General features: G+C 59.4%; 15 protein-coding genes. 12 read left to right on the top strand and 3 right to left on the bottom strand.

Features of this window, described 5'->3' with window-relative positions; genetic code table 11:
* The first annotated feature begins 99 nt into the window (after positions 1-99).
* The 8 genes from ICA16_RS09235 (at position 100) to ppnP (ending at position 9,405) form a co-directional block, all read left to right on the top strand.
* Entirely contained in the window at positions 100-1,890 is a 1,791-nt protein-coding gene (locus tag ICA16_RS09235; RefSeq protein WP_210700434.1) for an acyclic terpene utilization AtuA family protein, read from the top strand.
* A gap of 12 nt (positions 1,891-1,902) precedes the next feature.
* Positions 1,903-2,772: an SDR family oxidoreductase gene (locus ICA16_RS09230; RefSeq protein WP_210700433.1), complete on the top strand. Its 870-nt coding sequence runs from the start codon at positions 1,903-1,905 to the stop codon at positions 2,770-2,772.
* A gap of 3 nt (positions 2,773-2,775) precedes the next feature.
* Entirely contained in the window at positions 2,776-4,392 is a 1,617-nt protein-coding gene (atuC, locus tag ICA16_RS09225; RefSeq protein WP_210700432.1) for an acyl-CoA carboxylase subunit beta, read from the top strand.
* A gap of 30 nt (positions 4,393-4,422) precedes the next feature.
* Positions 4,423-5,580, top strand: a complete 1,158-nt coding sequence (gene atuD / locus ICA16_RS09220; RefSeq protein WP_210700431.1) for an acyl-CoA dehydrogenase family protein — start codon at positions 4,423-4,425, stop codon at positions 5,578-5,580.
* Positions 5,577-6,374: an enoyl-CoA hydratase/isomerase family protein gene (locus ICA16_RS09215; RefSeq protein WP_210700430.1), complete on the top strand. Its 798-nt coding sequence runs from the start codon at positions 5,577-5,579 to the stop codon at positions 6,372-6,374. The genes atuD and ICA16_RS09215 overlap by 4 nt, the downstream gene beginning before the upstream one ends.
* Before the next feature lie 68 nt (positions 6,375-6,442).
* On the top strand, positions 6,443-8,404 hold the full coding sequence (locus ICA16_RS09210; RefSeq protein ID WP_210700429.1) for an acetyl/propionyl/methylcrotonyl-CoA carboxylase subunit alpha: 1,962 nt from the start codon (positions 6,443-6,445) through the stop codon (positions 8,402-8,404).
* A gap of 70 nt (positions 8,405-8,474) precedes the next feature.
* Positions 8,475-9,017, top strand: coding sequence for a 3'-5' exonuclease (locus ICA16_RS09205; RefSeq protein ID WP_210700428.1), 543 nt, complete (start codon positions 8,475-8,477; stop codon positions 9,015-9,017).
* Between the two features lie 103 nt (positions 9,018-9,120).
* The gene (gene ppnP / locus ICA16_RS09200) at positions 9,121-9,405 is read left to right on the top strand and encodes a pyrimidine/purine nucleoside phosphorylase (RefSeq protein ID WP_003183665.1); all 285 of its coding nucleotides are present in this window, start codon (positions 9,121-9,123) and stop codon (positions 9,403-9,405) included.
* Between the two features lie 72 nt (positions 9,406-9,477).
* Here ppnP and ICA16_RS09195 read toward each other — a convergent pair whose 3' ends face one another.
* Together ICA16_RS09195 and ICA16_RS09190 are read right to left on the bottom strand one after the other, a co-directional pair.
* The gene (locus ICA16_RS09195; protein WP_210700427.1) at positions 9,478-10,284 is read right to left on the bottom strand and encodes an MOSC domain-containing protein; all 807 of its coding nucleotides are present in this window, start codon (positions 10,282-10,284) and stop codon (positions 9,478-9,480) included.
* Positions 10,285-10,476: 192 nt separating this feature from the next.
* Positions 10,477-11,412, bottom strand: coding sequence for a chemotaxis protein CheV (locus ICA16_RS09190; protein ID WP_150603380.1), 936 nt, complete (start codon positions 11,410-11,412; stop codon positions 10,477-10,479).
* A gap of 453 nt (positions 11,413-11,865) precedes the next feature.
* Here ICA16_RS09190 and ICA16_RS09185 point away from each other — a divergent pair, with 453 nt between their 5' ends.
* From ICA16_RS09185 to ICA16_RS09175, 3 genes are all read left to right on the top strand, one after another.
* Positions 11,866-12,336 (top strand): hypothetical protein, encoded by a 471-nt coding sequence (locus ICA16_RS09185; RefSeq protein ID WP_210700426.1) that lies wholly within the window; start codon positions 11,866-11,868, stop codon positions 12,334-12,336.
* A gap of 484 nt (positions 12,337-12,820) precedes the next feature.
* A complete protein-coding gene (locus tag ICA16_RS09180; protein WP_210554162.1) occupies positions 12,821-13,714 on the top strand; it encodes a sensor histidine kinase in 894 nt (297 codons plus the stop codon).
* Complete coding sequence (locus tag ICA16_RS09175; RefSeq protein ID WP_150603378.1) at positions 13,711-14,367, top strand: response regulator; 657 nt, start codon at positions 13,711-13,713, stop codon at positions 14,365-14,367. The genes ICA16_RS09180 and ICA16_RS09175 overlap by 4 nt, the downstream gene beginning before the upstream one ends.
* Here ICA16_RS09175 and yegS read toward each other — a convergent pair.
* Positions 14,351-15,268, bottom strand: a complete 918-nt coding sequence (gene yegS / locus ICA16_RS09170) for a lipid kinase YegS (protein WP_150603377.1) — start codon at positions 15,266-15,268, stop codon at positions 14,351-14,353. The two genes, ICA16_RS09175 and yegS, sit on opposite strands and share 17 nt — an antisense overlap.
* Before the next feature lie 311 nt (positions 15,269-15,579).
* On the opposite strand from yegS, the gene ICA16_RS09165 reads away from it, so the two are divergent.
* Positions 15,580-15,879, top strand: coding sequence for a hypothetical protein (locus tag ICA16_RS09165; protein ID WP_210554163.1), 300 nt, complete (start codon positions 15,580-15,582; stop codon positions 15,877-15,879).
* The last annotated feature ends 41 nt before the right edge of the window (positions 15,880-15,920 follow it).

Here is a 15,920-nt window from a genome sequence, read left to right as displayed (position 1 = left end):
AAGCGCTTGGGCAGAAGATATTTCAGCTGTTTACAAACCAAGCGCTTGCTTGGTAGCCTCCAAACACTTCTGTCGCAGGTCCCTGAGCCGGAGATAAAAATGCCAACCACCGTCCGCATCGGATGCGCCAGTGCTTTCTGGGGTGACACCTCTACCGCCGCCGCGCAACTGGTAGAGGGTGGGCGCCTGGATTATCTGGTGTTCGATTACCTGGCCGAAATCACTATGTCGATCATGGCCGGCGCGCGCATGAAGGATCCGCAGGGCGGGTTCGCCAGCGACTTCATCGACGTCCTCACCCCGCTGCTGCCGCAACTGGCCGAGCAGAATATCCGCGTCATCAGCAACGCTGGCGGCGTCAATCCCCAGGCCTGCGCCGCCGCCCTGCAAGCTGCCTGCGACGCTGCCGGCATCAAGCGGAAAATTGCCGTCCTGCTGGGCGATGACCTGCAACCGCAATTCAAGCAGCTCGCCGCTCAGGGCCTCAGCGAAATGTTCACCGGCGCGCCATTGCCACCGATGTGCGTCTCGACCAACGCCTACCTCGGCGCGCCAGGCATCGTCGAGGCGCTACGTCTGGGCGCCGACATCGTCATTACCGGGCGCGTGGTCGACAGCGCCGTCGTCAGTGCGGCGTTGGTGCATGAATTCGGCTGGTCGTGGCACGACTACGACAAACTCGCCCAGGCCGCACTGGCCGGGCACATCATCGAATGCGGCGCGCAGTGTACCGGCGGCAACTTCACCGACTGGCGCGACGTTCCGGATTACGAGCACATCGGCTTTCCAATCGTTGAAGTCAGTGCCGACAGCCACTTCATCGTCAGCAAGCCCGAGGGCTCCGGCGGCCTGATCACGCCGCTGACCGTCGGCGAGCAGATGCTTTACGAAATCGGCGATCCGCAGGCCTATCTGCTGCCCGATGTGGTCTGCGACTTCACTCAGGTCAAACTCCAGCAACAAGGCAAGAACGCGGTGCATGTGCACGGTGCCAAAGGCCTGCCGCCCAGCGACAGATACAAGGTCAGCGCGACGTATCCGGACGGCTTCCGTTGTACCGCCAGTTGCCTGATAGCCGGCATCGATGCAGTGGAGAAGGCCCGACGCGTCAGCCAGGCGATCATCGACAAGACGTCGGAAATGTTCAGCCAGCGCGGCTGGGTGCCTTACAGCGAAACCCACATTGAATTGCTCGGCAGCGAAGCCACGTACGGCCCTCATGGGCAGCGCCATGACACTCGCGAAGTGATAATCAAACTTGCAGTGCGCCATCCGAACAAGCAGGCGCTGATCCTGTTCTCCCGGGAAATCGCCCAGGCTGCAACCGGCATGGCGCCGGGGCTGACCGGCATCGTTGGCGGACGGCCGAAGGTCTATCCGGTTATCCGCCTGTTCTCGTTCCTGATCGACAAAAGCGTCTGCACCCTGCACATCAACCTGACCGGTGAAAATCACCCATGTGCCCTGCCCGCGCTGACCGCACTCGACAGCCAGGACTTGCCCATCGCCGAGCAACCACCCAAACCCCAGGGTCGCGCCGACGCCAGCGTGCCGTTGGTGAAACTGGCCGTGGCGCGCTCAGGTGACAAGGGCAACCACAGCAACATCGGCGTCATGCCGCGCAAGCCTGAATATCTGCCGTGGATCGCCGAAGCATTGACGCCTGAGGTGATCGTCGACTGGATGAGCCACGTTCTCGATCCGATCCACGGCCGCGTCGAACGCTGGTATCTGCCCGGCACCCATAGCCTCAACTTTCTATTGGAAAACGCCCTCGGCGGTGGTGGCGTGGCCAGTCTGCGCATCGACCCGCAAGGCAAAGCTTTCGCCCAGCAACTCTTGGAAATCCAGATCCCGGTGCCACAGAGCATCGCCGAACAGTTCGACTAGAGGATGGTTTGCATGGCTTACGCGTCGATTTTCAATGCCGAGCTGTTCAGCGGCCAGACCATCATCGTCACTGGCGGCGGCAGCGGCATTGGCCGCTGCACCGCCCACGAGCTGGCAGCGCTCGGCGCCCATGTGCTGCTGGTCGGGCGCAAACCTGAAAAGCTGCAAAAAGTCGCCGCCGAAATCACCGAGGACGGTGGTTGCGCGCATTGGCAGGCTTGCGATATCCGCGATGAGGAAGCGGTCAGACAACTGGTCAGCGAATTGATCGCTGAACACGGGCCGATCCATGGCCTGGTCAACAATGCCGGCGGCCAATACCCGGCGCCGCTGGCTTCGATCAATCAGAAAGGTTTCGAAACCGTACTGCGCACCAACCTGGTCGGCGGTTTTCTGATGGCACGGGAAGTGTTTAACCAGTCGATGAGCAAACACGGTGGCAACATCGTCAACATGCTCGCCGACATGTGGGGCGGCATGCCCGGCATGGGCCACTCCGGCGCGGCGCGTGCGGGCATGGACAACTTCACCAAGACCGCCGCCTTCGAGTGGGGTTACGCCGGGGTGCGGGTCAACGCGGTGGCGCCGGGCTGGATTGCCTCCAGCGGCATGGACACCTACGAAGGCGCATTCAAAGCGGTGATCCCGACCCTGCGCGAGCATGTGCCACTCAAGCGCATCGGCACCGAATCGGAAGTCAGCGCGGCGATCGTGTTTCTGCTCAGTCCGGCGGCGGCGTTCATCAGTGGCAGCACGTTGCGTATCGATGGCGCAGCCAGCCTCGGCAGTCGTGCGTGGCCGTTGCACAAAGCGACCCACAGTGAATCGTTCAATGGTTTTCACCGGGCCTACCTTCCCGATGTGCTCAAGGACAAGGAGTAAGCCATGGCGCAGATCCAGTCCCGACTCGACCCCCACAGCGAGGCATTCGCCCGCAACCGTGCGGCGATGCTTACCGCCATCGAGCAAGTGCAACAACTCGAACAGAACCTGCTGAACAAGGCCGCCGAAGCCAAGCCGAAATTCGACAAGCGCGGGCAACTGCTGCCCCGCGAACGCTTGAACCTGCTGCTCGACCCCGGCGCACCTTTTCTCGAGCTGGCCAGCCTCGCCGGTTACAAACTGCATGACGACAAGGACGGCAGCGCGGCCGGTGGTGGATTGATCGCCGGTATTGGCTACGTGTCAGGCATCCGCGCGATGGTCGTCGCCAATAACAGCGCAATCAAGGGCGGCACGATCTCGCCCAGTGGCCTGAAAAAATCCCTGCGCCTGCAACAGATCGCTCAGGAAAACAAACTGCCGGTGATCACCCTCGCCGAAAGCGGCGGTGCCAACCTCAACTACGCAGCGGAGATTTTCGTCGAAGGTGCGCGCAGCTTTGCCAATCAGGCACGGATGTCGGCGATGGGTTTGCCGCAGATCACCGTGGTGCATGGCTCGGCTACGGCGGGCGGAGCTTATCAACCGGGCTTGTCGGATTACGTAGTGGTGGTGCGCGGCAAGGCCAAGCTGTTTCTCGCCGGCCCCCCGCTGCTCAAGGCCGCAACCGGCGAAGTGGCGACCGATGAAGAACTGGGCGGCGCCGAGATGCACGCGCAGGTCGCCGGCACGGCCGAGTATCTGGCCGAGAACGATGCCGATGGCGTGCGACAAGTGCGCGAGATTCTGCGGATGCTGCCGTGGAACGAGCAACTGCCGTGGCTGCCGGAGCCGCAATACAAAGAGCCGCTCTACCCGATCGATGAATTGCTCGGCTTGATCCCGGACGATCCGAAAAAACCCTACGACGTGCGCGAAATCATTGTGCGCATCGCTGACGAGTCAAACTTCCTTGAGTTCAAGGGTGAGTTCGATCAGCAGACCATTTGCGGCCAACTGAAAATCCAGGGCCGCGCCTGCGGCTTCATCGGCAACAACGGCCCGATCACGCCGAACGGTGCGAGCAAAGCTGCGCAGTTCATTCAGCTGTGCGATCAGAGCCAGACGCCGCTGCTGTTTTTCCATAACACCACGGGGTTCATGGTCGGCACCGAGTCCGAGCAGCAAGGGGTGATCAAACACGGTTCGAAACTGATTCAAGCGGTGGCCAACGCGCGAGTGCCTAAACTGACGATGGTCGTCGGCGGCTCCTACGGCGCCGGCAACTATGCGATGTGTGGGCGCGGCCTTGATCCACGGTTCATTTTCGCCTGGCCCAACAGCCGCACGGCGGTGATGGGCGGCGCGCAGGCTGGCAAAGTGCTGCGCATCGTCACCGAAGCCAAACAGCTCAAGGACGGCCTGGTACCAGACCCGAAAGTGCTCGACATGCTCGAACAGGTCACCGCGCAGAAACTCGACAGCCAGTCCACCGCGCTCTACGGCAGCGCCAACCTGTGGGACGACGGATTGATCGACCCGCGTGACACTCGCACCCTGCTCGGTTACTTGCTGGATATTTGCCACGAAGCCGACATTCGCGCACTGCAACCCAACAGCTTCGGCGTCAGCCGCTTCTGACGGCCACGGATCTTACGGAGAACAATAAAAATGATCTTCACCCCGGAACACGAAGCACTGCGCCGCACCGTCCGCCAGTTTGTCGAACACGAGATCAACCCGCACGTCGATGAATGGGAAAAGGCCGGACGCTTTCCGATCCACGAGATCTTCCGCAAGGCCGGCGACCTCGGCCTGCTGGGCATTTCCAAGCCAGAAAAATTCGGCGGCATGGACCTCGATTACAGCTACTCGATTGTCGCGGCTGAAGAGTTCGGCACCATTCATTGCGGCGGCATCCCGATGTCGATTGGTGTACAGACCGACATGTGCACCCCGGCGCTGGCGCGGTTCGGCTCGGATGAACTGCGCGAAGAGTTCCTTCGCCCGGCAATCACCGGCGAGCAGGTTGGCTGCATCGGTGTTTCCGAAGTCGGTGCCGGCTCGGACGTCGCGGGGTTGAAAACCACTGCGCGCAAGGACGGTGACGACTACGTGATCAATGGCAGCAAAATGTGGATCACCAACTCGCCGAGCGCCGACTTCATCTGCCTGCTGGCCAACACTTCGGACGACAAGCCGCACATCAACAAGTCGCTGATCATGGTGCCGATGACCACGCCCGGTATCAGCCTCAGCTCGCATCTGGACAAGCTCGGCATGCGCAGTTCGGAAACCGCGCAGGTGTTTTTCGACGATGTCCGCGTGCCGCAGCGCAACCGCATCGGTCATGAAGGCGCAGGCTTCATGATGCAGATGTTGCAGTTTCAGGAAGAACGCCTGTTCGGCGCGGCGAACATGATCAAGGGTCTGGAGTATTGCGTCGACAGCACCATCGAGTACTGCAAGGAACGCAAGACCTTCGGCAATGCACTGATCGACAATCAGGTCATCCATTTCCGCCTCGCCGAATTGCAGACTGAAATCGAATGCCTGCGCGCATTGGTTTATCAGGCCACCGAGCAATACGTTCGGGGCCAGGACGTTACCCGACTGGCGTCGATGGCCAAGCTCAAGGCCGGCCGGCTCGGCCGCGAAGTCAGCGACAGTTGCCTGCAATACTGGGGCGGCATGGGCTTCATGTGGGACAACCCGGTGGCACGCGCCTATCGCGATGTGCGGCTGGTATCGATTGGCGGCGGCGCCGACGAAATCATGCTGGGGATCATCTGCAAACTGATGGGCATCCTGCCGGGGAAAAAGAAATGAGTGGCCTGCCCGAGTGCCAGACGCTGATTCTGGAATTGCATGGCGGTGTGCTGCACATCACCCTCAATCGCCCGGACAGCCGCAATGCGATGAGTCTGCAAATGGTCAGCGAACTGCGCGCGGTGTTGGCGGCCGTTCGCGATGACCGTGCTGTTCGGGCCTTGGTGCTCAGCGGTAGCGGCGGACATTTCTGTGCCGGCGGCGACATCAAGGACATGGCCAATGCCCGCGCCGAGGGTGCCGAGGCTTACCGTGATTTGAATCGGGCGTTCGGCGCGCTGCTGGTGGAAGCCCAGCACGCACCGCAAGTATTGATCTGCGTGCTGCAAGGCGCGGTGATGGGCGGCGGGTTTGGCCTGGCCTGTGTCAGCGACGTGGCGATGGCTGATCACAAAGCGCAATTCGGTCTGCCGGAAACCAGCCTCGGCCTGCTACCGGCGCAGATCGCGCCGTTTGTGGTGCAACGCATTGGCTTGACCGAGACACGCAGACTGGCGTTGACCGCTGCGCGTTTCGATGGTCATCAGGCGCGGCGCTTGGGGGTTGTGCATTTTGTCGAGCAGGATGCGCAGGCATTGGCCGAGCGACTGGATGAGGTGTTGCAGCATGTCTTGTGTTGCGCGCCGCAGGCGAATGCCGTCACCAAACAACTTCTGCTGGCCAGTGCCGGGCAACCATCGACTGAGTTGCTCGATGAAGCGGCGCAGTGGTTCAGCGAAGCGGTGACTGGCGCCGAAGGCATCGAGGGCACCATGGCGTTCATGCAAAAACGCAAACCGGGCTGGGCCACCTGACCCTGTGGGAGCGGGCTTGCCCGCGAAGAGGCCAGATCATCTAGCACAAAACCAAAGGGAAAAAGCCCATGCCCGCCATCCACAAAATCCTGATCGCCAATCGCGGTGAAATCGCCTGCCGTATCCAGCGCACCGCACAGGCCCTTGGTTACCGCACCGTCGCCATCTTCAGCGACGCCGACGCCGATGCGCTGCACGTAAAAATCGCCGATCAAGCCATGCGGGTTGGCCCGTCGCCGGTGCAGCAGTCTTACCTGAACATTCCGGCCATCCTCGACGCCGCCCGCCGCAGCGGCGCCCATGCGATCCACCCCGGCTATGGTTTTCTCTCGGAAAACGCCGGGTTCGCCCGCGCCTGCGAACAGGCCGGCCTGATTTTCATCGGCCCGAGCGCCGAGGCGATCGAACTGATGGGCAGCAAACGCCTGTCGAAACTCGCCATGCTCGACGCCGGCGTCCCGTGCATCGCTGGCTATCAAGGTGCAGCGCAGGACGACGCCACCTTGCTGAGCGAAGCCGAACGCATCGGCTACCCGTTGATGATCAAGGCCAGTGCCGGTGGTGGCGGTCGCGGTATGCGGCTGGTGCACAACGCTGCGCAACTGCCAGCGCAACTGCGCACCGCGCGCTCTGAAGCCCTGAATGCATTTGGCAGCGACGAATTGATTCTCGAACAGGCGCTGATCGACCCGCGACACGTTGAAGTGCAACTGTTTGGCGATCACCACGGCAATCTGATCTATCTCGGCGAACGCGACTGTTCGATCCAGCGTCGGCACCAAAAAGTCATCGAAGAAGCGCCCTGCCCGGTGATGACCGCCGAGTTGCGCCAAGCCATGGGCGAAGCTGCACTGAAGGCCGGCCGCGCAGTGAATTATGTCGGCGCCGGCACCGTGGAGTTTCTGCTCGACGCGCGCGGGCAGTTCTATTTCCTTGAGATGAACACCCGTCTGCAGGTCGAGCACCCGGTGACTGAACTGATCACCGGCCTCGATCTGGTCGCCTGGCAATTGTCGGTGGCCGAGGGGCGGCCTCTGCCGTTGACTCAGGCGCAAGTCCAGCTCAATGGCCATGCCATGGAAGTGCGGCTTTATGCCGAAGATCCCGCGCAGGATTTTCTGCCGCAAACCGGGTGCATTCAGGCGTGGGAACCCGCGTTGCAACACGGCGCGCGGATTGACCATGGTTTGCATGAAGGGCAAACGGTCAGCCCGTTCTATGACCCGATGCTCGGCAAACTGATCGCTCACGGTGCCACGCGTGAAGAGGCCCGCCGCAAGCTGCTGCGCGCGGTGCAGGACACGGTGTTGCTGGGCGTGCAAAGCAATCAGCGCTTGCTCGAAAGTCTGCTGCAACATGCACAATTCATCAGCGGTGAATTCAGCACCGGATTCATTCCCCAGCATTTCAGCGATCACCAAAGCTTGCATGCCTACACGCCGAGTGCCGAAGAACTGGCTATCGCTGCCGTGCTGTTTTATCTGGCATCGGCGCAACAACACCGCGCGCCATTGAGCGGCTGGCGCAACAACGCCAGCGTGCCGCTGCATTATCGGCTGGGTCTTGATGAACAGAACTGGACCGCGCAACTGCTCAGGTGCGCGGGGGATGTGATTGAGGTGCAAATCGCTGAACGCGCCCTCGAGCTGAAACTCATCGATCACAGCACATGTTCAGTGACACTTGAAATCGATGGCCTGCGCCAACGCCACGCCTACCGCCTCGATACCGGGCAACTCTGGCTGTTCACCCATCCCGGCAGTCTGCACCTGGAGGATCGAACTCACGTGGTAATCGGCAGTCAGACCAGCGTCAGCTCCGGCACCTTGAAGGCGCCGATGGACGGGGCCATTGTCGACGTCCTCGTCAGCGAAGGCAGTGCGGTCAGCAAGGGTCAATTGCTGGTGGTGCTGGAGGCAATGAAAATGGAGCATCCGCTCACGGCCGGCATCGACGGCGTGCTCAAGCGGGTGCAGGTCAAGGTCGGCGATCAGGTAAAAAATCGTCAGGTTCTGTTGCAGGTCGAGTAGTCGCCCGAGCGCATCCGCGGGGTTTGACTACGCTCTGAATTATCAGAACGCGGAAATCAGGAACCCTGCGATGCCACACTGGCTGGTCATTGATCTGGAAGCTACCACCGACGAGGGTGGCTGGCCGGTCACGGAAATGGAAATCATCGAGATCGGCGCCACGCTGGTCGATCGTGCCGGACGCGAGCAGGATCACTTTCAGCGCTTCGTCAAACCGACACGGCGGCCCTTGCTGACGCCCTTCTGTCGCCAGCTCACGCACATCACCCAGGCCAATATCGACGCGGCACAGACCTTGACCGATGTCTGGCCGGCGTTCGAACGCTGGCTCGCCCAGCATCAGCCACGTCTGGAAGGCTGGGCCAGTTGGGGCGATTACGACCGCAAGCAATTGCTGCAGGAATGGCAGCGACTGGCAATCGACAGTGGATTGAGCAAAGTGCCGCACATGAATCTCAAGCAACGCTTTGCCAAGGCCCGGCGCCTGGAACGGCCGCTGGGGCTCAACGGTGCGCTGGCGCTCGCCGGCATGCAGTTCAGCGGCCAGCAACATCGGGCGCTGGAGGACGCGCGCAACACGGCGCGGTTGTTGCCTTTGGTATTGCCACTCTAGGGTCAATTCTCGACTTGCCGGACACGCGCCGGGCAGGTGACGGCGTGGAAAGCCTTGTGCATACTGGCCGCCCCACTTTTTAGCCCTTTTCGAGGAATCGCCCATGTTTAAAGTCAACGAGTACTTCGACGGCACCGTCAAGTCGATCGCCTTTGGCACCGCTGAAGGTCCGGCGACCATCGGCGTCATGGCCCCGGGCGAATACGAATTCGGCACTGCCCAGCGTGAAATCATGCACGTGGTGTCCGGCGCACTTACGGTCAAACTGCCAGACAGCACCGACTGGGAAACCTTCGCCGCCGGCAGCCAGTTCAACGTACCGGCCAACAGCAAGTTCCAGCTGAAAGTCGCCGTCGACACTGCTTACCTGTGCGAATACCGCGGCTAAACCGCTGGTTTCGAAGCACCAATGAAAATGCCCGTGTCCAAGGACACGGGCATTTTTTGTTTCAGTGAGGGGTTACTCGAGAATCTCCACCGGCATCCCGACCTCAAGACGACCGTTGCTGTCATTCACCAGGTTCTGCCCGAACATCGCGCCGTCAGCCTGCGCGCGGGTCTTTTGCAACGTCGCCAGCGGTTCGCGGTCAGCACTGCGCTCGCCGGTTTGCGGGTCGATGGTGGTGAGGATGCAGCGTGAGCACGGCTTGACCACGCGGAACTCAACGTCGCCAATGCGAATCCGCTTCCAGCCATCCTCGGCATACGCCTCACTGCCTTCTATCACCAGATTCGGCCGAAAACGCAGCATTTCCAGCGGCCGCCCAACCGCCTGCGACAAATGCTGCCGCGACGCCTCACCGATCAGCAACAACGGGAAACCGTCGGCTAACGCGACCTGATCGTCATCCTTGCCAAAACCTTCCTGAGTCATCCGCGCGCGATCCAGCGGCATTTGCACCAGACGGGTCGGTTTACCAATGAACTCACTGACCCATTGCGCCGCCTGATCACCCGCATCCGGCATCCGCAAGGTGTCGCGCCAAATGGTCACGCCGCGAAGTTCGGCGTCGTTGCCGGGCAAGTCGATTTCGATCGAAGCACGCTCGGGCGCAGTCAGGGTCAAGCCGCCTTGGGCATTCCACAGCGCCGACAGCTGGCTCATCTTCGCTTCGGCGCGCTGGGTCAGGAACCGCCCGCTGGCTTCGTCCACCAGCATCCAGCGTCGATCGCCCTCAAGCCCCAGCTTGTCCAGGTTGATCCCTTGCAGAACCTCGCCCTTGCCGGATTTCAACGGATAACGATAAAGCGCGCTCAGACGCAGCATGGCCAGCTCCCTGGTGGGCAAAAAACGCCACCCTATACGAGCTTCAGCGGCGAATCAAAGACAGAGTTTGGATACTGCACGCAATCAATGCAGGAGCTGCGGCACGCTGCGATCTTTTGATTTTGATTTAAAGATCAAAAGATCGCAGCCTCGTTTCACTCGACAGCTCCTACAGAAGCGGTGGTGTTGCGATCAGGCCGGTACTTCATCAAGCATCAGGCGCTGACGCACCACGTCGACCAGTTTGTCCGGCTGAAACTTGGAGAGGAAGTTGTCGCAGCCGACCTTCTTCACCATCGAGTCGTTGAAACTGCCGGACAGGGATGTGTGCAACACCACATACAGCCCGCGCAGGCGTGGGTCATTGCGTATTTCGGTAGTCAGGCGATAGCCATCCATTTCCGGCATTTCTGCGTCGGTGAAGATCATCAGCAGTTTGTCGGTCATGTTCACGCCAGTGTCGGCCCAGGCTTTGAGCATGTTCAGCGCCTTCAAACCGTCGCTGGCAATGTGCATTTTCACGCCGAGCTGACCGAGGGTGTCACGCAACTGCGAGAGCGCCACGTTGGAGTCGTCCACCAGCAGCACTTCGCGGCCACGAGCGCGCTCCAGCACCGGATCATCGAGCTTTTCGCGCGAGACCTTGGCGTTGTACGGAACGATCTCGGCGAGCACTTTCTCGACGTCGATGATTTCCACCAGTTGATCGTCGACCTTGCTGATCGCCGTCAGGTAGTGCTGACGGCCGGCGCTGGCCGGTGGCGGCAGAATGGCTTCCCAGTTCATGTTGACGATGCGATCTACACCACCGACGAGGAAGGCCTGCACCGAGCGGTTGTATTCGGTAACGATGATGGTGCTCGTCGGGCTCGGCACCAATGGACGCATACCGATTGCCTGCGAAAGATCGATCACCGGCAACGTCTGCCCGCGCAGGTTGACCACACCGCAGACAAACGGGTGACGCTGAGGCATCAGGGTCAGCTTCGGCAGTTGCAGCACTTCCTGAACCTTGAACACGTTGATCGCAAACAACTGGCGCCCGGCCAGTCGAAACATGAGTATTTCCAGGCGATTCTCACCCACCAGTTGCGTGCGTTGGTCTACCGTGTCGAGAATGCCGGCCATCAATGACTCCTGGGCTTGTTCTGATGAATTCACTAAGAGGGGTTATCGGCTGCGAATGCCGAATCTTGATCCCCGCAGCAATCGCTCTGAAAATGCCATATCGGGGCATTGATGTCACATTAACATCATGCTTTACTGGCGCTGCATTTTTCATCTGCTAAAGTCTTTGCGGCGCGACCACGGTTCGCACGTTAGGTTCCCGCGCCTAAGGGATTCCCCTAGTATCAATCAGGCCCAACCTGATATTCGCAGTATCCAATAGCCATTAATGTGACGCCATTCTCATTGCATGAACGGAGTCAGGCTATTGTGTGCGATCGCAGTTCAGCGGAAACAAACCCTCTGGAACCTCTCAGTCTGTGCACCTGCACGTCTGGGCGCGATCTCCCGACGATCCACGATCGTCGTCACACACGGCATCCCCTCAGTAGCCATGATGTTGTGGAGATAAGCATGCCGATCGACCGTAAAGAGTGGGCGCAACGCTTCCCCGAATTTCTTGTCGAGGCTGAAACGCTCCTGGCCAAGTCCGAAGAATGCCTCAGCCATCTGCAGATGATCAGCAACGACAAGGACGCTATCGACTGCATGCTCAGTACCCTCCTCAAACTCGCAAGCAGGGCTGAAGCTCTGGCGCTTGAGGCGATTTCCGAGTTTTCCCTGCATATCTACGGTCTGCTCAATCTGGCACAGGATCACGTAGATCTGCACGAGCAGGCCCTGGAGGCGTTGAAGGAATGCTTCACACTGATGGCCTGGCAGCTTGAACTGGTCGATCATAAAACCGGGCAACTGAGCCTCGATAAAACCGAACAGACCTCACTGCTCGAAGCGTTTGCCTCTCAGGTCGGACAAACTCAGTTTCAACCAGCGCTGAAAACCAAACGTTTGCCATTGCTGAACTATTCGAACCGCCAAGCCTGATTCGGCGTGACAGGGCTCGGCGAGGCTGCCACACCGCAACGTCAATGTCGCAATTGAATAGCTCGTAGCTGCCAGCGACAAATCGAATAAATATTCATACCGGACAACAGCGTGTATTTCCTGCCGGGCTAAGGGTTTGCCTGTGTCTGAAGAGTTCAACTTCTGGCGATGCAGATATCATCGAACTCAATAAATCGATATTTCCATTATGGAACTCGCGTCCAACATGACGTATTTCCTGACGCATTGGACATATATAGCAAACGCGACCAACGGTATCTTAAGTGGTATTATGCCGCCCATTAAATGCTGCCAAGTTAATGGCACAGTGACTCCAGAGACAGGCATCCACCCGAAGTTGGTGATCCTGTACATTCACTGAGTCACGTTGAAATCCTAAACATTATTGACACCCTTTACAGACAGAGACCCGCCAGCCACCGGCCGGTCTACCCGCAGCGAACATCCATTGGCTCCATCCGTTATGTACGCCAGCCTCAAGTCAATCACTACATGGCCTCCCTCCCGGGAAAACGCGCGTCGGTTCACACTCATATTGTGCGTCGCGGCAGCACTTGGCAGCCTGCTGACCTACGGGTTTTCCGCGCAACTTCACCTGGGAGTACTGTTGCTGAACATTGCCGCCACCGCCTGTGTCTGGGTGCAATATCGGCTGTCACGCAAATCGATAAAATTCCAGCCACAGGAACTTGCTGACCGCTTGCTGGAAGTCCAGGAAAACGAGCGTCACCGCCTCAGCCGCGAATTGCACGATGATATCGGCCAATTGCTGACCGCCGCCAAGCTGCAAGGCGACTGGCTCAAACGACGAATGCCGGAAGATTTACAGGAACACTGCAGCACACTTTGCGAAACCCTCGAAGAGACGCTGAACAAAGTGCGCGATGTATCGGCCATCCTCAATCCCCGCCAGTTGACCAGCCTCGGCCTTGAGGCCAGCCTGCGAGCGCATCTGCTCAAGACAATGACCAACACCAGCGTGCACTGGAGTCTCGATTGTCAGCAACGCCTCAACGGCATCCCGGAAGAAATGGCGGTCGCCGCTTTCCGCATCACCCAGGAAGCCGTCACCAATATTTTGCGTCATGCACAGGCGAAAAACCTGCTGATACGAGTGCAGCGTCTGCCGAAAGGCCTGACATTGCTGATCAGCGATGACGGCCTGGGATTTGCCCCGGCTGCCAATCCGGGTCGTGAAGGACAGCGGGGCATGGCCGGGATGGCCGAACGGATCGAGCAATTGGGTGGCACCCTGAGCGTTACCAGCGAGCCGGGCAAAGGCACTCAAATCGAAGCACTTTTCCCCTGGGCGCCGCGGGCACTCGAGCGGGCCAGTACGAATAAGGTTATGCGTTGACTTGTAACTTACTTCTGGTGGATGACCACTCGCTGATCAGGGCCGGCGTTCGCGCTCTGGTGCTGGATATTCCCGGTTACGCGGTTGTTGGCGAAGCCAATGATGGCTCGCAACTGCTCGAAATGTTCGAGCAGCTCAGCCCCGATATTGTGCTGCTGGATATTTCCATGAAGCACACCGGTGGCCTGGAAGCCCTGCAACGACTCAAGCAGGTGCGGCCACAGAGCAAAGTGCTGATTTTGTCGATGCACACCGATCCTGCGTTGATCATGCAGGCACTGGAGTCCGGCGCTCACGGCTACCTTCTCAAAGACACCACGGCCACCGAACTCGAACACGCGCTGGAAGCCTTGCGCAATAACGAGCGTTACCTGAGTCCGGCCATCGCTCATACCGTGATCAACCAGGCACTGACTCGCAATCAGAAGCAGCCGGAAATCGCCGATTCGCACAACCTCACGGCCCGACAACTGGAAATCCTGCGCCTGATCGTGCGTGGAAAATCCACCCGGGAAATTGCCAATGGCCTGGGCTTGAGCATCAAAACTGTCGAGACCCACCGCTCGCAGATCATGAAGCGTCTGCAAATCTACGATGTAGCGGGCCTGGTGCTGTTTGCTGTACGCGAACAGATCATCAGTCTGGACGATTGAGCGCCAGATTTTCGCTCAACAGCGGCGAGTCCTTCGGCAGATGTATCTGCAACGCCGCCGGGCGCGCCTCGAAGCGCATGCTGTCGCCTTCCAGTGGCTCCCCGTCAAGATTGATGTAGAGCCCCTCGGCCACCTTGATCTCGACCCAAGGCAAGCGGGTTCGGACAAACATGTTGTCGATGCCGAATCCATCGCTGAGCAGGCTTTTCAGTGTGCCCACCAGCTCCTGTGGCGCAGGCAGGATGCTGATATCCAGCAACCCGTCGTCAGCCAGCGCCTGCGGGCATAAAACATGCCCGCCGCCAGCCTGGCGACCATTGCCTATCCCCAATGCCAGCAGCTCACCACTCCAGTGAAAGTCCGGCCCCTGCAGCTCGCCATAAGCGGCGTGCAGTTCGCTGAACCGCGACAAACCAGTGAACAGATAGGCCGCCCCGCCCAGTACCTTTTTCAGATCCTCTGAAGTATTGGCCGTGACCTGACTGCCGAAACCGCCGGTGGCCATGTTGAGGAAAATCTGCCCGCCCACTTCACCCAGATCAATGTCACGTGGCGGTACATCGAGGAGTTCAAGCGCCTCGGCCGGCTCCAGCGGAATCCCCGCCGCGCGGGAAAAATCGTTAGCGGTACCCAAAGGCAAAAGGACAAGGCTGGCTTTCCCGGGGTGGGCCGCAAGGGCTTCGGCGATGTCGCGCAACGTACCGTCTCCGCCGCCGGCAATAATTTTCGTGTACCCGTCCGCCAATGCTTGCTCGACCCAGCGTTGGGCATCCCCCGCCTCCCAGGTCAGGCGCACCGCCAACTCCCAGCCTTGCTCGCGTTTGTCCTCGACCGCGGTGCGAACCGCCTCGTTGAGTGCCTGCTTGCCATGCAGGATCAACAGTGCCCGGCGTTCACTCATAGCGTCACTCCCTGAATTGAATCGGTTGAAACATCTTGACCACCGTGGCGCGCAAAAAAGCCCAAAGAATGACAAAAAATTCCTTCGTCTGGTTGCGGCGTCCTACACAGCGGTATTTTTTCTTACAAAACATGAGGAATCGGCTTAATTGACCGGGTGTGACAGTTGGTTCACCGTGTGCCAGCGGTATCAATCATCAATTCGACTACACAAGGACGTGCATGTAATGAGAGGTTACTCAAGGGTTTGTAACAGTTGGAGAGAGGGCAAATATTGCAGGAACAGGTTTGAAGCAGCAGATGGATATTTCCATGCCAAGCCGTGAAGCCAGAAAACCAGTGAATCCGATCGCCCCCCTCGCCGAATGTCGCACGAATCACAAGTCCGATTTCAAGAAGACCACTGGAGCAGTTGATATGGAACCACGTGTGACCGAGCTGGAAACCCACCTCAAATATATTCGACGGGACATGGATGAAGTCCGCAGTGACGTCAGAACCATCAAGCATCGCCTGGCCTACTCAGCAGGTGCAACCGCCGTAATAATGGGTCTGCTGGGTTGGGTGGCCAATAGCCGATTCGACCAGCTGGTTACACTGTTGAGCCATTGACCGAATGAAACCTTGCAGGCACCGGCTGGATCAGCCCATGC

It is taken from the genome of Pseudomonas anatoliensis (genome assembly GCF_017976235.1).
In the GTDB taxonomy this organism is placed as follows: Bacteria; Pseudomonadota; Gammaproteobacteria; order Pseudomonadales; family Pseudomonadaceae; genus Aquipseudomonas; species Aquipseudomonas anatoliensis.
The sequence above is the reverse complement of the archived record's forward strand: the minus strand, read 5'-3'. Positions and strand labels throughout refer to the sequence as shown.